At 69.5% G+C, this 20,260-nt stretch carries 16 protein-coding genes and 1 pseudogene; 4 read left to right on the top strand and 13 right to left on the bottom strand.

Annotation, left to right across the window (positions count from 1 at the left end; all coding sequences use genetic code 11):
• Window positions 1-4: 4 nt before the first annotated feature.
• Window positions 5-251, bottom strand: a pseudogene (locus ACZ49J_RS20690) (NAD(P)/FAD-dependent oxidoreductase); the annotation flags it as partial.
• Window positions 252-452: 201 nt separating this feature from the next.
• Here ACZ49J_RS20690 and fahA point away from each other — a divergent pair.
• The 4 genes from fahA to ACZ49J_RS20670 all read left to right on the top strand — a co-directional run bounded on the left by fahA (window position 453) and on the right by ACZ49J_RS20670 (window position 4,500).
• Entirely contained in the window at window positions 453-1,667 is a 1,215-nt protein-coding gene (fahA, locus tag ACZ49J_RS20685; RefSeq protein WP_467449870.1) for a fumarylacetoacetase, read from the top strand.
• Window positions 1,668-2,981: 1,314 nt separating this feature from the next.
• Window positions 2,982-3,134: a hypothetical protein gene (locus tag ACZ49J_RS20680; RefSeq protein WP_467449866.1), complete on the top strand. Its 153-nt coding sequence runs from the start codon at window positions 2,982-2,984 to the stop codon at window positions 3,132-3,134.
• A gap of 2 nt (window positions 3,135-3,136) precedes the next feature.
• Window positions 3,137-3,862, top strand: a complete 726-nt coding sequence (locus tag ACZ49J_RS20675) for a Crp/Fnr family transcriptional regulator (RefSeq protein WP_467449863.1) — start codon at window positions 3,137-3,139, stop codon at window positions 3,860-3,862.
• A 119-nt stretch (window positions 3,863-3,981) separates the two neighbouring features.
• Window positions 3,982-4,500 carry a hypothetical protein gene (locus tag ACZ49J_RS20670; protein WP_467449861.1) on the top strand — a complete coding sequence of 173 codons (519 nt, stop codon included), beginning with the start codon at window positions 3,982-3,984 and terminating at the stop codon, window positions 4,498-4,500.
• 39 nt (window positions 4,501-4,539) lie between these two features.
• Here ACZ49J_RS20670 and ACZ49J_RS20665 read toward each other — a convergent pair whose 3' ends face one another.
• The 12 genes from ACZ49J_RS20665 to nuoE all read right to left on the bottom strand — a co-directional run bounded on the left by ACZ49J_RS20665 (window position 4,540) and on the right by nuoE (window position 20,246).
• Window positions 4,540-4,968, bottom strand: a complete 429-nt coding sequence (locus ACZ49J_RS20665; RefSeq protein WP_467449859.1) for an NUDIX domain-containing protein — start codon at window positions 4,966-4,968, stop codon at window positions 4,540-4,542.
• A complete protein-coding gene (gene recQ, locus ACZ49J_RS20660; protein WP_467450222.1) occupies window positions 4,968-7,055 on the bottom strand; it encodes a DNA helicase RecQ in 2,088 nt (695 codons plus the stop codon). Before recQ ends, ACZ49J_RS20665 begins: the two co-directional genes overlap by 1 nt.
• Window positions 7,056-7,265: 210 nt before the next feature.
• On the bottom strand, window positions 7,266-8,915 hold the full coding sequence (gene nuoN / locus ACZ49J_RS20655; protein ID WP_467449856.1) for an NADH-quinone oxidoreductase subunit NuoN: 1,650 nt from the start codon (window positions 8,913-8,915) through the stop codon (window positions 7,266-7,268).
• Entirely contained in the window at window positions 8,912-10,483 is a 1,572-nt protein-coding gene (locus ACZ49J_RS20650; RefSeq protein ID WP_467449854.1) for an NADH-quinone oxidoreductase subunit M, read from the bottom strand. Before ACZ49J_RS20650 ends, nuoN begins: the two co-directional genes overlap by 4 nt.
• 5 nt (window positions 10,484-10,488) lie before the next feature.
• On the bottom strand, window positions 10,489-12,435 hold the full coding sequence (gene nuoL, locus ACZ49J_RS20645) for an NADH-quinone oxidoreductase subunit L (RefSeq protein WP_467449852.1): 1,947 nt from the start codon (window positions 12,433-12,435) through the stop codon (window positions 10,489-10,491).
• 15 nt (window positions 12,436-12,450) lie between these two features.
• On the bottom strand, window positions 12,451-12,750 hold the full coding sequence (nuoK, locus tag ACZ49J_RS20640) for an NADH-quinone oxidoreductase subunit NuoK (protein ID WP_067240510.1): 300 nt from the start codon (window positions 12,748-12,750) through the stop codon (window positions 12,451-12,453).
• Complete coding sequence (locus tag ACZ49J_RS20635) at window positions 12,747-13,580, bottom strand: NADH-quinone oxidoreductase subunit J (RefSeq protein WP_467449850.1); 834 nt, start codon at window positions 13,578-13,580, stop codon at window positions 12,747-12,749. The genes nuoK and ACZ49J_RS20635 overlap by 4 nt, the downstream gene beginning before the upstream one ends.
• Complete coding sequence (gene nuoI, locus ACZ49J_RS20630) at window positions 13,577-14,218, bottom strand: NADH-quinone oxidoreductase subunit NuoI (RefSeq protein WP_467449848.1); 642 nt, start codon at window positions 14,216-14,218, stop codon at window positions 13,577-13,579. The genes ACZ49J_RS20635 and nuoI overlap by 4 nt, the downstream gene beginning before the upstream one ends.
• Window positions 14,211-15,572 carry an NADH-quinone oxidoreductase subunit NuoH gene (nuoH, locus tag ACZ49J_RS20625; RefSeq protein WP_467449846.1) on the bottom strand — a complete coding sequence of 454 codons (1,362 nt, stop codon included), beginning with the start codon at window positions 15,570-15,572 and terminating at the stop codon, window positions 14,211-14,213. Before nuoH ends, nuoI begins: the two co-directional genes overlap by 8 nt.
• Window positions 15,569-18,073 (bottom strand): NADH-quinone oxidoreductase subunit G, encoded by a 2,505-nt coding sequence (locus tag ACZ49J_RS20620; RefSeq protein ID WP_467449844.1) that lies wholly within the window; start codon window positions 18,071-18,073, stop codon window positions 15,569-15,571. The genes nuoH and ACZ49J_RS20620 overlap by 4 nt, the downstream gene beginning before the upstream one ends.
• Window positions 18,070-19,419 carry an NADH-quinone oxidoreductase subunit NuoF gene (gene nuoF / locus ACZ49J_RS20615; RefSeq protein ID WP_467449843.1) on the bottom strand — a complete coding sequence of 450 codons (1,350 nt, stop codon included), beginning with the start codon at window positions 19,417-19,419 and terminating at the stop codon, window positions 18,070-18,072. The genes ACZ49J_RS20620 and nuoF overlap by 4 nt, the downstream gene beginning before the upstream one ends.
• Window positions 19,419-20,246 (bottom strand): NADH-quinone oxidoreductase subunit NuoE, encoded by an 828-nt coding sequence (gene nuoE, locus ACZ49J_RS20610; protein ID WP_467450220.1) that lies wholly within the window; start codon window positions 20,244-20,246, stop codon window positions 19,419-19,421. Before nuoE ends, nuoF begins: the two co-directional genes overlap by 1 nt.
• Window positions 20,247-20,260 lie beyond the last annotated feature (14 nt).

The following is a 20,260-nucleotide window of genomic DNA, read 5'->3' as shown; positions in this document are numbered from 1 at the left end:
CCCCGCCTCGTCCGGACTCCGGGCGGAGCCGGGGCTGGTCCGGGCGGCGCCCTGAACGCCACCTTGCCGCGGCCGCGCGAGACCACCCGTACGCGTGCCCCGGCCTCCGCGGCCGGCGCCGCCGTCTCCCGGGCGGAGCCCGCGCCGACGACGAGGAGTTCCTCACCGGAGAACCGGCTCAGGTCATGGTGCCGCGCGCTGTGCGGGGCGGGACCCGTGGGGCTGGGCCCGTGGGTGGCCGCTCCCGCGACTACCGACTCCGATCACATATATTCCGGTCGCGTATATCCAGACATTACGAGTTCTTCAGGCATTGGCGACCACTGCCCGCTCAGGTCACTCCCCCGTAACGTGTGCCGCAGGACCCCGGCTTCATGAAGGCCGGACCGGACGGGCCACCAGGGCCTCATACGACGGTTGGACGTAGCGCACGGAAAGCGAGGCACACCCCCATGCCCCCCTTCGACGTCCCCGAGGGCGACCCCTTCGGTCCGCACAACCTGCCCTACGGCGTCTTCTCCCGGCCTGGCTCCGGGACCCGGAACGTCGGTGTCCGCCTGGGCGACCACGTCCTCGACGCCGGCGCCGCGGCGCGCGCCCTGGCCTCCCCCTACGCCGCCGTCCTCGCCCAGCCGACCCTGAACCCCCTCCTCGCCGCTGGCCGCACGACATGGTCGGACGTCCGCCGCGCCCTCACCGCCTGGCTGACCGTCCCTTCCCACCAGGAGACGATCGCCCCCCACCTCCACCCCCTGACGTCCGTCACTCTCCATCTCCCCTTCGAGGTGGCGGACTACGTCGACTTCTACGCCTCCGAGAACCACGCCCGGAACGTCGGCCGGATCTTCCGCCCCGACGCCGCGGACTCCCTCACCCCCAACTGGAAGCACCTGCCGATCGGCTACCACGGCCGGTCCGGCACCGTCGTCGTCTCGGGCACCGAGGTGGTGCGCCCCGCCGGCCAGCGCAAAGCGCCCGCCGACCCCGCCCCCGTCTTCGGCCCCTCCACCCGCCTGGACATCGAGGCGGAGGTCGGCTTCGTGGTGGGAACGCCCTCTCCCATGGGCGCCTCCGTCCCGCTCGCCTCCTTCCGGGACCACGTCTTCGGCCTGTGCCTGCTGAACGACTGGTCGGCACGGGACATCCAGGCCTGGGAGTACGTCCCCCTCGGCCCGTTCCTCGGCAAGTCCTTCGCCACGTCCGTGTCGGCGTGGGTCACCCCGCTCGACGCCCTGGACGAGGCCCGGGTGACTCCTCCGGAGCGGACGCACGACCTGCTGCCCTACCTGGACGACTCCTCCGAGGAGCCCTCCGGCTACGACCTGCGCCTCTCCGTGGCCATCAACGGCCACGTCGTCTCCGAGCCGCCGTTCTCGACCATGTACTGGACGGCCGCGCAGCAACTGGCCCATATGACGGTGAACGGCGCGTCCCTTCGTACGGGGGATCTGTACGGCTCGGGGACGGTCAGCGGGCCTTCGGAGCGTGAGCGCGGTTCCCTGCTCGAACTCACCTGGAACGGCCGCGACCCGCTCGACCTCCCTGACGGCAAGCGGGCCTTCCTGGAGGACGGCGACGAGGTCACCCTCACGGGGTGGGCCCCCGGGCCCGGCGGTACGCGGGTGGGGTTGGGTGAGGTGAGGGGCCGAGTGGTGGCCGGCCGCTAGTCCTCCCCTCCGGCGGCGCCGCCGGGTGCGTCGCGTCCGCCGGGTTCCGCCGGAGGGCGGCTGCGGGTTCGTCGTGGCGGGTCGCGCGGTGCGGCGCCCCCGCACCGCTCTCGCCCCAGCCACGAAGGACTCCGACGGGGATGTGACGGCGTACACACCGCGTTACCTACAGAGCGTTCCCGAAGAACTACGGTCCGTGCGATCCGACGGGGCGTCAATTTCCTGACAGAGCGCGGAGTTGACGAGGTGTAAGAGCACAGCGGGTTACCGGCGGCCCGGACGGACGCGAATCTCCCCTTATTGATTAGTCGATATTCCGAAAATCGAGGACACGACTTCGAGGGCATCCGGCCCGGCCTTTCACCCACCCGGCATATCCCACTCCGGCCGCATACCTGGAATTCACCTTGGGACCGCCGGAACAATCTCGCATGACCCCGCCTTCTATACCGCGAGGAAGATTAAGTGACGCGGTTTTGCGCGCTTTACCGCGCACTTTCCAGGTGGTTGAACGCTTGAGCTTGTGGCCCGACCGGCCCACCCCGCCCACCTTGTCCGGTCAAACAGCGACCCAGGGATGGTCATTATTCACTTTTCTAGCGCCGGTTCGAAAGTTGAACGGCGTCACCGGCGAGACAAAAGGAACATAGCCTGATCAATGCAACAAACCCCCTGGCGATACGGAACGTCTCGCCTCAACGGGCAAGCGCCACCAAATAGCGCCCCCGAACCCCTCGCCAGAGGGAGTGCCCAGCGCCAGCCTCCTTGTCACAGTTACCTTTTCGCAGTTCATGGTGTTTACTGGCTGCAGGTCTGAGCCTTGGTGGGTCCAGGCCCTTTCCTGGAGACCCTGGGGGTGGTTCCCCAGGGTCTCCTTGTTTTCGGTGGCGCCGCTCCCCACGCACCCTCGGACCATCTGCAGGAATTTCCCAGCGGCCTTGCGCACGACCTTTACGAAGTCACCTGCTTCAACTTGGCGTGAAGTACAGAACACTGACGGTGACAGCGCTCGAACGCGCGCGCACGGGGGCCGCAAACCTGGTGCAAATCCCTCCCGTGAAGGGTTTGATTTCCGCTCTCCGGCGGATACCGCGACCCGTAGTGAATTACCGCGCTCTCACGCATGCTTGACTGGCGATTTACTCTCACCGAGATGTAACTTGGTCGACCTGACGTCTTCGCCTCGCACCGGACCTAAACCAGCCGGATGATCACGCGAAGGAGAGGGCGCTGGACCCACCAACCCGGGTGCGCCCGCGATCGCGGGCGCACCCGGGCCCCCGTCCCCTCCCCTCCGGAAGGACTCAGACCCCGATGCAGACCGCCGTCCATGATGGCGTCGTCGCACAGCGCACGCCCTGCTTCCAGGGAGCCGGCGCCCGTCGGCTGACGAACCGTCACCGTTACGCGCTGTCGCGGCCGTACGCCTCCGTACCGCCCAACGACACGACCACGGCGGGAGGCTGACCGTGCCTCCCAAGGTCGACGCGTTCCGCACCCTTGACGTCCTCAAGGGCCGTCAGACGATGCCCGGAGGAAGCTTTCTCGACCACCTCCCGAACGACACCTGGCCGCGGCTCGTCAGCGCCTGGGGATCGGACGCCCGTGTGTACGAGCGTGACGAGGAACTTCCGCTCGGACCGGAGCACCGGCACGTCCACATCGTCCTCGGCGGCTGTGTCCTCCAGGAACGCTTTCCCTTCGGCACCAGGATCACGAGGTTCCGTGGGGTCGGCCAGCTCCTGGGCGAGGCCAAGCTCATCGAACCGGAGGCGTCGGTCAGGACCGTCTGCCTCGCCACGACCTGGGTCATGCCCTGCCCCGTCCAGCGCATGAACGTTCTCCTCCACCAGCAGCCCGACGCCCAACTGGCCCTCCTGCGCAGCCTGGAGGACCGCAACCGCAGCGACGAACGGATCTACGGCACGGTCACCCGCCCGCCCGTCCAGCGCGTCGCTGCCCTCCTGCTGCACCTCGCCGATGTCGCCGGCACGAGGAGCACCACGCGGCCCGACCACATCACCATCCTGGGGCCGACCCAGAGGGACATCGCCGACGCCTTGCAGATGGGCATGTCCACCGTGGAGAACGCGATCCGCTCCCTACGCCACACCCACCGCGCGATCACCAGCAAGTACCGGCAGTTCGTGGTGACGGACCCCTCCGCTCTCCGCGACATCGTCATGCCCGCGTAGGCGCTCCGAGCCGCCGTCGGCACAACGACCGGGCCCGACCCACCCACCACGACTTCCTGCAGCGTCGCAGGGACCCACGAGGGTCACGCACGCTCGCGCATCGAACGGATCGGACCACGATGACCCTCAGCTCGACCTCCTTGGCGATCGGCACCAGTGCGGGCTCCCTGCTGGTGTCCGCCGTGTCCGGCGCTCTCATGACCGCCCTCACCTTCCTCGGGATCCGCCACCACGCCCGGGTGTTCGCGTGGATGAGGAAGACGCACGACACCGACGAGGACGCCAAGGACCTCGAGGACGCCGCGAGCTACCTCAAGGAGACCTTCGAGAAGCTCTGCGAACTCGCCCAGAAGCCCTGCCGGGCCGGCGAACTCGAGCCGCTCAGGCGGCTGCGTCACCTCATCAACGCCTCCGGTGCCCAACTGGAGGTGCTCCACACCGAACTCCGGGCCGTCGTGGACCACCTCGACGACTACCTCTCCACGGGCCTCCCCGAGCCGGCCGGCACGGCGCGGGTGCCGTGCGCGGAGCTCGACGCCCAACTGGAGCGCGCGATGAAGCAGGAACACGCCCGCATCGAACTCGAACGCGCCGTCAGCAGAGCCCAGCAGCGGATCCGGGCCCTGCGCAAGCCCTGAGCGCTTCACGTGGGGGCGCCCTGTACAGCGCCCCCACCTTCATATCTTCGGCAGGATCCGCTCGAAGAACTCGCGGTCCTCGGCGAAGGTCGGTTCCAACTCCAGGAACTCCCCCACCGTCACCCACCGCGCGTCACTCACCTCGCCAGGCTGCATGACGATCTCCCCCTGCGCCACGTCCGCGGTCCACCAGTGCAGCCGGAACCCTCGGTCGTCCGTCTCCGACTCCCACACCTTCGCCAGCGGCACAACCTGAAGTCCCACCTCCTCGCGGACCTCCCGGACCAGTGCCTCCGCCTGGCTCTCGCCCGGCTCGACCTTCCCGCTGAGCGGCGCCCAGTAGCCCGCCCGCCGGGCCTGTGGGCCGCGCTCGATGACGAGTAGGCGGTCGCCCCTCCGCAGCACGGCGACGATGGCGTCGCGCTGCGGTGACTCGGCCGGGCGCACCGCCTGCTCCCGGTGATCCATCACACCCCCTGCGCCCAGTCGTCCGGCTCGGGGTCCGGCTCCTGGTCCGGCCCGCCGAAGCCGTCGTCCGCATCGCCCTCCACCGGGCCTGCCGAGTGGGCGGAGCCGGCCGAGCCTCCCGGTCCGCCGAGGGCCGGAGCGCCATCACTCGCCCCGCCCAGCGAGGCGAGCACCTCCAGCACCCCTTCCCCGTACGTCGCCAGCTTCTTCTCCCCGACCCCGCTGATCCCGCCCAGCTGGTCCACGGACGTCGGCCGCACCGTGGCGATCTCGCGGAGTGTGGCGTCATGGAAGATGACGTACGCCGGAACGCCCTGCTCGCGCGCCTGCTCGGCACGCCAGGCACGCAGCGCCTCGAAGACCGGGAGCAGTTCCTCCGGGAGCTCGGCCACCGCGGTCTTCGCCCTGCGGTCGCCCCGGCCGGAGGACGACGAGCCTCCCGAAGCCGTTCCCGAGGCGGCCCGCGGGGTCACCGCCTTCTTCGGCTCCTTCCGCAGCGGTACCTCCCGCTCCCGCCGCAGCACGGACCCGCTGGCCTCGGTCAGCACCAGCGTCCCGTACTCGCCCTCCACGGCGAGCAGCCCCTGCGCGAGCAACTGCCGTGCGACGCCCCGCCACTCGACCTCACTCAGCTCCTCCCCGATCCCGAAGACGGACAGCTGGTCGTGGTCGAACTGGATGACCTTGCCGGTGCGCTTCCCCAACAGGATGTCGATGATCTGCCCGGCCCCGAACTTCTGCCCGCGCTCCCGCTGCAACCGCACCACCGTCGACAGCAGCTTCTGCGCGGCGATGGTGCCGTCCCATGTCTCCGGAGGGTTCAGGCACGTGTCGCAGTTGCCGCAGCCTCCCGGCGTCGGCTCCTGCCCGAAGTAGGCCAGCAGCTGCCCTCGCCGGCACTGTGCCGTCTCGCACAGCGCCAGCATGGAGTCCAGGTGGGCGGCGGCCCGGCGGCGGAACGCCTCGTCGCCCTCGCCTGTCTGGATCAGCTTCCGCTGCTGGACGACGTCCTGGAGCCCGTACGCCATCCATGCCGTGGACGGCAGCCCGTCACGCCCGGCCCGGCCGGTCTCCTGGTAGTACCCCTCCACCGACTTCGGCAGGTCGAGATGTGCGACGAACCGCACGTCCGGCTTGTCGATGCCCATGCCGAAGGCGATGGTCGCCACGACGACCAGGCCCTCCTCCCGGAGGAACCGCGCCTGGTGGGCCGCGCGGGTGCCGGCGTCCAGACCGGCGTGGTACGGCACGGCCTCGATGCCGTTCCCGCTCAGGAACTCGGCCGTCCTCTCCACCGAGTTCCTTGAGAGGCAGTACACGATCCCCGCGTCGCCCGCGTGCTCCTGTTTGAGCAGGGACAGCAGCTGCTTCTTGGGGTCGGCCTTGGGGACGATCCGGTACTGGATGTTGGGCCGGTCGAAGCTGGCCTCGAAGTGGCGGGCCCTCGGCATGACCAGCCGCTCGGTGATCTCCCGGTGCGTGGCGCGCGTGGCCGTCGCGGTCAGCGCGATCCGGGGGACGTCCGGCCAGCGCTCGCCCAGCAGCGACAGCGTCAGGTAGTCGGGCCGGAAGTCGTGGCCCCACTGCGACACGCAGTGCGCCTCGTCGATCGCGAACACCGAGATCTTGCCTCGCCCGAGCAGGTCCCGGGTCGCATCGAGCCGCAGCCGCTCCGGCGCCAGATACAGCAGGTCCAGCTCGCCGGCGAGAAACTCCGCCTCCACCACGCGCCGCTCGTCGAAGTCCTGCGTGGAGTTCATGAACCCGGCGCGCACTCCCAGCGCCCGCAGCGCGTCCACCTGGTCCTGCATCAGCGCGATCAGCGGGGAGACGACCACGCCCGTGCCGGGCCTGACCAGTGCCGGGATCTGGTAGCAGAGCGACTTGCCGCCGCCGGTCGGCATGAGCACGACGGCGTCGCCGCCCGCCACCACGTGCTCGATGATCGCTTCCTGCTCACCGCGGAAGGCGTCGTACCCGAAGACGCGGTGCAGCACGGCCAGCGCCTCACTGTCGGCCGAGCGCCCTGCCTCGGTGCCTGCCCCGGCGACCGCCCCGTCCACTTCCATCACACCCGTCCCGCCCATCCCAGTCATCACCCGTCCCCCGTACGTCGTCCGCGGCATCCGCGTCGCCCGCGTTTCCTCCAGCCCTTGCCACGATAGGGGTCCGCACCGACAGCCTCAGAGTTATCCACAGGCTGCACCCATGAGTGCCCGCACAGCGCCACACATGACGGGACCCGGCCCCCCGCAGGAGACCGGGTCCCATCCGTGTCCGGGCCGCTCAGCGGAGCGTCACCGCACGAACACTCCCGCCTGCCCCGCCAGATCCAGGAAGTACTGCGGCGCCACACCGAGCACGAGCGTGACCGCCACACCCACCCCGATCGCCGTCATGGTCAGCGGCGAGGGGACGGCGACCGTCGGCCCCTCGGGGCGTGGCTCGCTGAAGAACATGAGCACGATCACGCGGATGTAGAAGAACGCCGCGATGGCCGACGAGATCACACCGATCACGACGAGCGCTCCCGCCCCGCTCTCGGCCGCCGCCTTGAACACGGCGAACTTACCCGCGAACCCGGAGGTCAGCGGAATGCCCGCGAAGGCCAGCAGGAACACCGCGAACACGGCCGCCACCAACGGGGACCTGCGCCCCAGCCCGGCCCACTTGGACAGGTGGGTGGCCTCGCCGCCCGCGTCCCGTACGAGGGTGACGACCGCGAAGGCGCCGATCGTCACGAACGAGTAGGCGCCCAGGTAGAACAGCACCGACGAGACGCCGTCCGGCGAGGTCGCGATGACACCCGCGAGGATGAATCCCGCGTGCGCGATCGACGAGTACGCCAGAAGTCGTTTGATGTCGGTCTGCGTGATCGCGACGATGGCGCCGCCCAGCATGGTGACGATCGCGACGGCCCACATGACCGGCCGCCAGTCCCAGCGCAGGCCGGGCAGGACGACGTAGAGAAGCCTGAGCAGGGCGCCGAAGGCCGCCACCTTGGTCGCCGCCGCCATGAAGCCGGTGACCGGGGTCGGCGCGCCCTGGTAGACGTCGGGCGTCCACATGTGGAACGGCACCGCGCCCACCTTGAACAGCAGGCCCATGACGACCATCGCGGCGCCGATGAGCAGCAGCGCGTCGTTGCCCATGGTGTCGGCGAGCGCCGGGTTGACGTCCTGGACGGTGCCGTCGACGACCTGGGCGATCGTCGCGTACGACACCGAGCCCGCGTACCCGTACAGCAGCGCGATGCCGAAGAGGGTGAACGCGGAGGCGAAGGCGCCCAGCAGGAAGTACTTGACCGCGGCCTCCTGCGACATGAGCCGCTTGCGGCGGGCCACGGCGCACAGCAGGTACAGAGGCAGCGAGAAGACCTCGAGGGCGACGAACAGGGTCAGCAGGTCGTTCGCCGCCGGGAAGATCAGCATGCCGCCGATCGCGAAGAGCAGCAGCGGGAACACCTCGGTGGTGGTGAACCCGGCCTTCACCGCGGCCTTCTCGCTGTCGCTGCCGGGCACGGAGGCGGCCTGCGCGGCGAACGAGTCGACCCGCTTGCCGTGCGCCGCCGGGTCGAGGCGCCGCTCGGCGAAGGTGAACACGCCGAGCAGTCCGGCCAGCAGGATCGTGCCCTGCAGGAACAGGGCCGGTCCGTCGACGGCGATGGCGCCCATCGCGGCGATGCCGGCCTTCGTGGTGCCGTATCCGCCGGCCGCCAGGCCGATCACGGCCGCGAAGGAGGCGGCCAGTGCGACGACGGCCACGAACACCTGGGCGTAGTAGCGGGACTTGCGCGGCACGAAGGCCTCGATCAGCACCCCGACGATCGCCGCCCCGATGACGATCAGGGTGGGCGACAACTGCCCGTACTCGATCTTCGGCGCGTCGATCTTCTCGATCGGATCGGCCGCCATTGTCCACAGGCTGTGGACGGCTGATGCGCTCACTTGGCCGCCTCCACCTCGGGCTGGGGGTCCTTCTTCTGGACGTCGGACATGGTCTGCTTCACCGCCGGGTCGACGATGTCGGTGACCGGCTTCGGGTAGACACCCAGGAAGATCAGCAGTACGACCAGCGGGGCGACCACCACGAGCTCCCGCACCCTGAGGTCGGGCATCTTCGCCACCTCGGGCTTCACCGGGCCCGTCATCGTCCTCTGGTAGAGGACGAGGGTGTAGAGGGCGGCGAGGACGATGCCGAAGGTGGCGATGATCCCGATCACCGGGTAGCGCGCGAACGTGCCGACGAGGACCAGGAACTCGCTGACGAACGGGGCGAGCCCGGGCAGGGAGAGGGTCGCGAGACCGCCGATCAGGAAGGTGCCGGCGAGCACCGGGGCGACTTTCTGGACGCCTCCGTAGTCGGCGATGAGCCGCGAGCCGCGCCGCGAGATCAGGAAGCCCGCCACCAGCATCAGCGCGGCGGTCGAGATCCCGTGGTTGACCATGTAGAGCGTGGCGCCCGACTGGCCCTGGCTGGTCATCGCGAAGATGCCCATGATGATGAAGCCGAAGTGCGAGATCGACGCGTACGCCACCAGGCGCTTGATGTCGCGCTGGCCGACGGCGAGCAGCGCCCCGTAGATGATGCTGATGAGAGCGAGGACGAGGATCGCGGGCGTCGCCCACTTGCTGGCCTCGGGGAACAGCTGGAGGCAGAAGCGCAGCATCGCGAAGGTGCCCACCTTGTCGACGACCGCGGTGATCAGCACGGCGACCGGGGCGGTGGCCTCCCCCATCGCGTTCGGCAGCCAGGTGTGCAGTGGCCACAGGGGCGCCTTCACCGCGAACGCGAAGAAGAAACCGAGGAACAGCCACCGCTCGGTGCTGGTCGCCATGTCCAGCGAGCCGTTGGCGCGGGCCTCGGCGATCTCCGTGAGCGAGAAGTTCCCGGCGACCACGTACAGGCCGATCACCGCGGCCAGCATGATGAGGCCGCCGACCAGGTTGTAGAGGAGGAACTTCACGGCCGCGTACGACCGTTGGGTGGCCGCCGTCTCCTCGCCGTGCTCATGGGCGCGGTCCCCGAAGCCTCCGATGAGGAAGTACATCGGGATGAGCATGGCTTCGAAGAAGATGTAGAAGAGGAAGACGTCGGTGGCCTCGAAGGAGATGATCACCATCGCCTCGACGGCCAGAATCAGGGCGAAGAAGCCCTGCGTGGGCCGCCACCGCCTGCTGCCCGTCTCCAGCGGGTCGGCGTCGTGCCAGCCCGCGAGGATGATGAACGGGATCAGCAGGGCCGTGAGCGCGATCAGCGCGACCGCGATGCCGTCCACGCCCAGCTCGTACCGCACCCCGAAGTCCTTGATCCAGGCGTGGGACTCGGTGAGCTGGTAGCGGTCGCCGTCCGGGTCGAAGCGCACGAGCACGGTCACGGCGAGGGCGAGTGTGGCCAGCGAGACGATCAGCGCCAGCCATTTCGCGGCCGTACGCCGGGCGGCCGGTACTGCGGCCGTGGCGATCGCCCCGAGGGCGGGGAGCGCCGCCGTCGCTGTCAGCAGAGGAAAGGACATCGGTATCAGACCGCCCTCATCAGCAGGGTCACGGCGATGAGGACCGCCGCACCGCCGAACATCGAGACCGCGTACGACCGCGCGAAGCCGTTCTGCAGCCTGCGCAGCCGTCCGGAGAGGCCGCCCATCGTGGCCGCCGTGCCGTTGACGACGCCGTCGACCAGCGTGTGGTCGACGTAGACCAGGGAGCGCGTGAGGTGTTCGCCGCCGCGGACCAGGACGACGTGGTTGAAGTCGTCCTGGAGGAGGTCGCGCCGGGCGGCCCGGGTGAGCAGGGACCCGCGCGGGGCGACGACCGGGACGGGACGGCGCCCGTACTGGACGTAGGCGAGGCCGACGCCCAGGACCATCACGGCCACCGTGGAGAGCGTGATGGCCAGGGCGCTGATCGGCGGGTGTCCGTGCTCGAACTCGGTGACCGGCTCCAGCCAGTGCACGAACCGTTCACCGATGCCGAAGAACGCGCCCGCGAAGACCGACCCGAAGGCCAGTACGATCATAGGGATCGTCATGACCTTGGGCGACTCGTGCGGGTGGGGTTCAGCGTGAACGCCGCGGGTCTCGGCAGCGGGCTCCACGTCGGGCTCGGCCGGGGACGGTGTGGGGGCGTGGCGCCAGCGCTCCTCCCCGAAGAACGTCATCAGCATCACGCGCGTCATGTAGAAGGCGGTGATGGCCGCGCCCAGGAGGGCCACTGAGCCGAGGATCCAGCCCTCGGTGCCGCCCTTGGCGAACGCCGCCTCGATGATCTTGTCCTTGGAGAAGAAGCCGGACAGGCCGGGGAAGCCGATGATGGCGAGGTAGCCGAGGCCGAACGTCACGAAGGTGACCGGCATGTACTTGCGGAGGCCGCCGTACTTCCTCATGTCGACCTCGTCGTTCATGCCGTGCATGACCGAACCGGCGCCGAGGAACAGCCCGGCCTTGAAGAAGCCGTGCGTCACCAGGTGCATGATCGCGAAGGCGTAGCCGATGGGGCCGAGGCCCGCGGCCAGCACCATGTAGCCGATCTGCGACATGGTCGACCCGGCCAGCGCCTTCTTGATGTCGTCCTTCGCGCAACCGACGATCGCACCGAACAGGAGCGTGACGGCACCGACCACGGTGACCACCAGTTGCGCGTCCGGCGCGGCGTTGAAGATGTCCGCGGAGCGGACGATCAGGTAGACGCCGGCGGTCACCATGGTCGCGGCGTGGATGAGGGCCGAGACCGGGGTCGGGCCCTCCATCGCGTCCCCGAGCCAGGACTGCAGCGGCACCTGGGCGGACTTGCCGCAGGCGGCGAGCAGCAGCATCAGACCGATGGCGGTGAGCTTGCCCTCGCCGGTGTCACCGGTGGCCTCCAGGACCGGCCCGAAGGCGAAGGTCCCGAAGGTGGTGAACATCAGCATGATGGCGATGGACAGACCCATGTCGCCGACGCGGTTGACCAGGAAGGCCTTCTTCGCGGCCGTGGCGGCGCTGGGCTTGTGCTGCCAGAAGCCGATCAGCAGGTAGGAGGCGAGACCGACGCCCTCCCAGCCGACGTACAGCAGCAGGTAGTTGTCGGCGAGGACGAGCAGCAGCATCGCCGCGAGGAACAGGTTCAGATAGCCGAAGAAGCGGCGCCTGCGCTCGTCGTGCTCCATGTACCCGATCGAGTACACGTGGATGAGGGAGCCGACTCCGGTGATGAGCAGGACGAACGTCATCGACAGCTGGTCGAGCTGGAAGGCGACGTCCGCCTGGAAGCCCTCGACCGGGATCCAGCTGAACAGGTGCTGCATCAGAGTGCGGTGTTCGGGGTCCTTGCCCAGCATGTCGGCGAAGAGGACGACACCGAGGACGAAGGAGACGGCCGCGAGAGCCGTGCCGATCAGGTGACCGACGGCGTCGAGGCGCCGGCCGCCGCACAGCAGGACGGCCGCTCCGAGCAGGGGCGCCGCCACCAGCAGCGCAATCAGGTTCTCCACGATTCTTCCGACCCCTTACAGCTTCATCAGGCTGGCGTCGTCGACCGAGGCCGAGTGGCGGGCACGGAACACCGACACGATGATCGCGAGCCCGACCACGACCTCCGCCGCGGCGACGACCATCGTGAAGAACGCGATGATCTGGCCGTCGAGGTTGCCGTGCATCCGGGAGAAGGCGACGAACGCGAGGTTGCAGGCGTTGAGCATCAGCTCGACGCACATGAACACCACGATCGCGTTCCGCCTGATCAGCACGCCGGTCGCGCCGATCGTGAACAACAGGGCGGCCAGATACAGGTAGTTGACGGGATTCACTTCGACCCCTCCCCGCTGTTCGAGCCTCCGCTGTTCGAGCGCTCCAGGCGGTCCTCGGCGCGCTGCTCCAGGGCCTTGAGGTCCTTGAGCGCCTCCGTCGACACGTCACGGACCTGACCGCGGTCCCGCAGCGTCTTGCTGACGGTGAGGTCGGACGGGGTGCCGTCCGGGAGGAGGCCCGCGATGTCCACCGCGTTGTGCCGCGCGTACACGCCGGGCGCCGGCAGCGGCGGTACGTGCTTGCCCTCGCGGACACGCTGCTCGGCCAGCTCGCGCTGGGTCTTGGCGCGCTCGGTGCGCTCGCGGTGGGTGAGCACCATGGCGCCGACGGCGGCCGTGATGAGCAGGGCGCCGGTGAGCTCGAAGGCGAACACGTACTTGGTGAAGATGAGGGCGGCGAGGCCCTCCACGTTGCCGTTCGCGTTGGCCTGGCCCAGGCCGTTGAACTCCTTCAGCGCGGCGTTGCCGATGCCCGCGATCAGCAGGATGCCGAAGCCGAGGCCGCAGAGAAGGGCCAGCCAGCGCTGGCCCTTGATGGTCTCTTTCAAGGAGTCCGCCGCCGTGACGCCGACAAGCATCACCACGAACAGGAACAGCATCATGATCGCGCCGGTGTAGACGACGATCTGCACGATGCCCAGGAAGTAGGCGCCGTTGGCGAGGTAGAACACCGCCAGGACGATCATGGTGCCGGCCAGGCACAGCGCGCTGTGCACGGCCTTCTTCATGAAGACGGTGCACAGGGCGCCGATCACGGCGATGGTGCCGAGCACCCAGAACTGGAAGGCCTCACCGGTGGAGGTCGTGTACGCGGCGAGCTGCGCGGTCATCGGCCGATCACCTTCTTCGACGCCGGCTCGTCCTCACCGAAGGTGGAGGCCCCCTCCTGCGGGACCTCGCCCTTGGAGAGGGCGACCTGACGCTCCGTACCGGGCGCCGCCTCGGTGACGAGCCCCCGGTAGTAGTCCTGCTCGTCCATGCCGGGGTAGATCGCGTGCGGCGAGTCCACCATGCCTTCTTCGAGGCCGGCGAGCAGTTGTTCCTTGGTGTAGATGAGGTTGGCCCGGCTGGAGTCGGCCAGCTCGAACTCGTTCGTCATCGTCAGCGCGCGCGTGGGGCACGCCTCGATGCACAGGCCGCACAGGATGCAGCGGGCGTAGTTGATCTGGTAGACGCGGCCGTACCGCTCACCCGGCGAGTAGCGCTCCTCGTCGGTGTTGTCCGCGCCCTCCACGTAGATCGCGTCGGCGGGACAGGCCCAGGCGCACAGCTCGCAGCCGACGCACTTCTCCAGGCCGTCCGGATGGCGGTTGAGCTGGTGCCGGCCGTGGAACCGCGGTGCGGTGGTCTTCTGCTGCTCCGGGTACTGCTCGGTCAGCCGCTTCTTGAACATGGCCTTGAAGGTCACGCCGAAGCCGGCGACGGGGTTCTGGAAACCGGGCTTGGTCTCCTTCGGCTCATCAGCCATCGGACGCCTCCTTTCCACTCGAAGATCCGTCACTGTCAGTATCGGACCCACCACTGACAATCAGCTCCCGCTCGCGGCGCGGGCGCCTGCGCGGCACCGGCGGCAGGGTCTGTCCGGGCAGGGGCGGTACGGGGAATCCGCCGGCCATGGGGTCGAACGCGGCGGGTTCGGCGGGCTTCTCCCGCTCCTCGGCCCGGCCGCGGAACATGTCCGCGACGAACGAGAGCAGCAGCAGGACGAGGACTGCTCCGCCGACGTACAGCGCGATCTCGGAGAAGTCGTAGTTCTCGTTGCGCAGGGTCCGCACGGTCGCGACCAGCATCAGCCAGACCACGGAGACCGGGATGAGGACCTTCCAGCCGAGCTTCATCAGCTGGTCGTAGCGGACGCGCGGGAGCGTGCCGCGCAGCCAGATGAAGAAGAACAGCAGCAGCTGCACCTTCACCACGAACCAGAGCAGCGGCCACCAGCCGTGGTTGGCGCCCTCCCAGAAGGTGCTGATCGGCCAGGGCGCCCGCCAGCCGCCGAGGAAGAGCGTCACGGACACGGCCGAGACCGTCACCATGTTCACGTACTCGGCCAGCATGAACATCGCGAACTTGATCGACGAGTACTCGGTGTTGAAGCCGCCGACCAGGTCGCCCTCGGACTCCGGCATGTCGAAGGGGGCGCGGTTGGTCTCGCCGACCATGGTCACGATGTAGATCACGAACGAGACCGGCAACAGGATGATGTACCAGCGGTCCTGCTGCGCCTCGACGATCGCCGACGTCGACATCGACCCCGAGTAGAGGAACACGGAGGCGAAGGCGGCGCCCATGGCGATCTCGTACGAGATCATCTGCGCGCAGGAGCGCAGACCGCCGAGCAGCGGGTAGGTCGATCCGGAGCTCCAGCCCGCCAGCACGATGCCGTAGATGCCCACCGAGGCGACCGCGAGGATGTAGAGCATCGCGATCGGCAGGTCCGTGAGCTGCATCGTGGTGCGCTGGCCGAAGATCGAGATCTCGTTGCCGGCCGGTCCGAAGGGGATCACCGCGATCGCCATGAAGGCCGGGATGGCCGCGACGATCGGTGCGAGGACGTAGACCACCTTGTCCGCGCGTTTGACGATGAGGTCTTCCTTGAGCATCAGCTTGATGCCGTCGGCGAGCGACTGGAGCATGCCCCAGGGGCCGTGCCGGTTGGGGCCGATGCGCAGCTGCATCCAGGCGACGACCTTGCGCTCCCACACGATGGAGAAGAGCACGGTCAGCATCAGGAAGGCGAAGCAGAACACCGCCTTGATGACGACCAGCCACCAGGGGTCGCGGCCGAACATCGAGAGGTCCTCCGCGGCGAGGTACGGAGTCACGCCTCCACCTCCTTCGGGTCCTCGGGGGCTCCGGTCGCCGGGCCGATGCGGACGAGTGCGCCGGGCAGCGCCCCGGTGTCGGAGGCGACGCCTGTTCCGGCGGAGTTCAGCGGGAGCCAGACCACACGGTCGGGCATCTCGGTGATCTGCAGCGGGAATTCCACGGCCCCCGCCGGGCCCCTCACCGCGAGGACGTCACCGTCCTTGACGCCCGCCTCGGCGGCCGTGGCGGCCGACACGCGCGCGCGTGCGGCGTGCCGCGTCCCGGCGAGCGCCTCGTCGCCGTCCTGGAGGCGTCCCTGGTCGAGCAGCAGCCGGTGCCCGGCCAGGACGGCCTCACCGGCGGCGGGCCGCGGCAGCTGGCCGGCGCTCTCCAGGGGTTCGCTCGCCCGTGAACCGTCCCAGGTCCCGAGGCGGTCGATCTCCGCGCGCGTGGTGCGCAGATCGGGCAGTCCCAGGTGGAGGTCCATGGCGTCGGCCAGCATCTGGAGCACGCGCCCGTCGGTGGGCGCCAGGCGGCGGGTCATCTGGTCGGGCTTGAGGGCTGCCTCGAAGGGGCGTACCCGGCCCTCCCAGTTGACGAAGGTGCCCGCCTTCTCGGCGACCGCCGCGACGGGGAGCACCACGTCCGCGTGCTCGGTGACCTCGCTGGGCCGCAGCTCAAGGGACACCAGGAAGCCGACCGAGGAGAGCGCTTCACGCGCGCGTGCCGGGTCGGGAAGGTCGGCGACCTCCACGCCCGCCACCACCAGCGCGTCGATCTTGCCGCCGGCGGCGGCCTCGATGATCTGGCTGGTGTCACGTCCGTAGCGGTGCGGGAGGACGGCGACGCCCCATACGCGGGCGACCTCGTCCTGCGCGCGCGGGTCGGTGGCCGGGCGCCCGCCCGGCAGCAGCGACGGCATCGCGCCCGCCTCGATCGCCCCGCGTTCCCCGGCCCGGCGCGGGATCCACACCAGCCCGGCACCGGTCGCGGCCGCGGCCCGTACGGCGGCGGTGAACCCGCCCGCCACCGCGGCCAGCCGCTCCCCGACGACGATCACCGCGCCCTCGGTGCGCAGCGCCTCCGCGGCCTTCGCCCCGCCCTCCTCCAGGCCGACCCGGCTCGCGAGGGCGTCCAGCCACTCGGTCTCGGTGCCGGGCGCGGCCGGCAGCAGCGTGCCTCCGGCCTTCTCCAGGCCCCGGGTCGCGTGCGTGGCCAGCGCGAACACCTTCTGCCCGTGCTTCCGCCAGGCCTTGCGCAGCCGCAGGAAGACGCCGGGTGCCTCCTCCTCGGCCTCGAACCCGACCAGCAGCACCGCGGGCGCCTTCTCCAGCGCGGTGTACGTGACACCCGTACCGTCGAGGTCGCGTCCGTGTCCCGCCACCCGGGCGGCCAGGAAGTCGGCCTCCTCGCCGCTGTGCACGCGCGCGCGGAAGTCGATGTCGTTCGTGTCGAGCGCCACGCGCGCGAACTTGCTGTACGCGTAAGCGTCCTCGACGGTGAGGCGGCCGCCGGTCAGGACACCGGCACGCCCCCGGGCGGCCAGCAGTCCCTCGGCCGCGGCGGCGAGGGCCTCCGGCCAGGAGGCGGGCTCCAGTTCACCCGACTCACCGCGCACGAGCGGCGTCGTCAGCCGGTCCGGCCGCTGGGCGTACCGGAACGCGAACCGCCCCTTGTCGCAGATCCACTCCTCGTTGACCTCGGGGTCGTGGGCGGCCAGGCGCCGCATGACCTTGCCGCGCCGGTGGTCCGTACGCGTCGCGCAGCCGCCGGAGCAGTGCTCGCACACCGACGGCGACGAGACGAGGTCGAAGGGGCGGGAGCGGAAGCGGTACGCCGCCGAGGTCAGCGCGCCCACCGGGCAGATCTGGATGGTGTTCCCGGAGAAGTACGACTCGAAGGGGTCGCCCTCACCGGTGCCGACCTGCTGGAGCGCGCCCCGCTCGATCAGCTCGATCATCGGGTCGCCCGCGACCTGGTTGGAGAACCGGGTGCACCGGGCGCACAGCACGCACCGCTCGCGGTCGAGGAGCACCTGCGTGGAGATCGGCACGGGCTTCTCGTACGTGCGCTTCCTGCCCTCGAAGCGGGACTCGGCGTTGCCGTGCGACATGGCCTGGTTCTGCAGGGGGCACTCGCCGCCCTTGTCGCAGACCGGGCAGTCCAGCGGGTGGTTGATGAGCAGGAGCTCCATCACACCCTTCTGGGCCTTCTCGGCGACGGGCGAGGTGAGGTGCGTCTTGACGACCATCCCGTCCGTGCAGGTGATGGTGCAGGACGCCATGGGCTTGCGCTGGCCCTCGACCTCGACGATGCACTGGCGGCAGGCGCCGGCCGGGTCGAGGAGGGGGTGGTCGCAGAACCGCGGGATCTCGATGCCGAGTTGCTCGGCGGCCCGGATGACCAGGGTGCCCTTGGGCACGCTGATCTCGACGCCGTCGATCGTCAGCGAGACGAGATCCTCCGGCGGGACCGCCGCCTGACCGCCCCCGGAGGGAGCGCTGGTGGTCACTGTCATGCGTTCACCTCCGTGCGCTTGTCGGCCCAGGCCGTGGACTTGGCCGGGTCGAAGGGGCAGCCCCGGCCCGTGATGTGCTCCTCGTACTCCTCGCGGAAGTACTTCAGGGAGGAAAAGATCGGCGAGGCGGCGCCGTCACCGAGGGCGCAGAAGGACTTGCCGTTGATGTTGTCGGCGATGTCGTTCAGCTTGTCGAGGTCGGACATGACGCCCTTGCCGGCCTCGATGTCGCGCAGCAACTGCACGAGCCAGTACGTCCCTTCACGGCAGGGTGTGCACTTGCCGCAGGACTCGTGGGCGTAGAACTCGGTCCAGCGGGTCACGGCCCGCACGACGCAGGTGGTCTCGTCGAAGCACTGCAGGGCCTTGGTGCCGAGCATCGATCCGGCGGCGCCGACGCCCTCGTAGTCGAGGGGGACGTCGAGGTGCTCGTCGGTGAACATCGGCGTGGAGGAGCCGCCCGGCGTCCAGAACTTCAGCCGGTGGCCGGGCCGCATGCCGCCGCTCATGTCGAGGAGCTGGCGCAGCGTGACGCCGAGCGGGGCCTCGTACTGGCCCGGCTGGGCGACGTGGCCGCTGAGCGAGTACAGCGTGAAGCCCGGCGACTTCTCGCTGCCCATCGACCTGAACCATTCCTTGCCTTTTTGCAGAATGGCGGGAACCGACGCGATCGACTCGACGTTGTTCACCACAGTCGGGCACGCGTAGAGGCCCGCGACAGCAGGGAAGGGGGGACGCAGCCGCGGTTGACCACGGCGGCCTTCGAGCGAGTCGAGCAGTGCGGTCTCCTCACCGCAGATGTACGCGCCCGCGCCGGCGTGCACGGTGAGTTGGAGGTCGAGTCCGCTGCCGAGGATGTTCTCGCCGAGGTAGCCCGCCGCGTAGGCCTCACGGACGGCCTCGTGCAACCGCCGCAGAACGGGGACGACTTCACCGCGCAGATAGATGAAGGCATGAGACGACCTGATGGCATAGCAGGCGATGACGATGCCCTCGATGAGGCTATGCGGGTTCGCGAAGAGGAGCGGAATGTCCTTGCACGTTCCGGGCTCCGATTCGTCGGCGTTGACAACTAGATAGTGCGGTTTTCCATCACCCTGCGGAATGAACTGCCACTTCATTCCCGTCGGGAATCCCGCGCCTCCGCGCCCACGCAGCCCGGACTCCTTGACGTACGCGATCACGTCGTCCGGTGACATGGCGAGCGCCTTGCGGAGCCCCTCGTACCCTTCGTGCCTCCGGTAGACGTCCAGCGTCCAGGACTTGTCCTCGTCCCAGAAGGCCGACAGCACGGGTGCGAGCAGCTTCTCGGGGCTGGTGTCCTTGAGTTCGGTCGCCAACGTCATCACTCCCCCTCCTCGGCGACAGGACCCGCCGGGTGGGCGGGGTCGGAGGCCGATGTGTCCTGTGGCGCGTCGTGCGAGCTGAGGTGCTCGGTGGGCGACGGCTCGTGCACCCTGTCCTGCGGCTCGTCGTGGGGTCCGCCGTCCCGCGGATGCACCACGCGCGCCGTGGCCTCGCCCTTGGCCAGGCGGAGTCCGATCAGCGAGGCCGGTCCCGCGCTGCCGCTCGCCTCGACCGCTCCCTCGCGCTCGTCGGGGAACCCCGCCAGGATCCGGGCGGTCTCCTTGAACGTGCACAGGGGGGCGCCGCGGGTGGGCTCGACCTGCACTCCCGCGCGCAGGTCGTCGACGAGCTGCTTCGCGCTGTCCACGGTCTGGTTGTCGAAGAACTCCCAGTTGACCATCACGACCGGCGCGAAGTCGCAGGCCGCGTTGCACTCGATGTGCTCCAGGGTGACCTTGCCGTCGTCGGTGGTCTCGCCGTTGCCGACGCCCAGGTGCTCCTGGAGGGACTCGAAGATCGCGTCGCCGCCCATCACCGCGCACAGGGTGTTGGTGCAGACGCCCACCTGGTAGTCGCCGCTCGGCTTGCGCCGGTACATGGTGTAGAAGGTGGCGACCGCGGTGACCTCGGCCGTGGTCAGGCCGAGGACGTCGGCGCAGAACTGCATGCCGGTGCGGGTGACGTGGCCCTCCTCCGACTGCACGAGGTGCAGCAGCGGCAGCAGGGCCGAGCGGGAGTCGGGGTAGCGGGCGACGACCTCGGCCGCGTCCCGCTCCAGCCGGGCTCGGACGTCGTCCGGGTAGTCGGGCGCGGGCAGCTGGGGCATGCCCAGGCTGACGC

Source organism: Streptomyces sp. NPDC030840, assembly GCF_055572015.1.
Note: the sequence above shows the minus strand (reverse complement) of the source record. Positions and strands in the feature narration are given on the sequence as shown.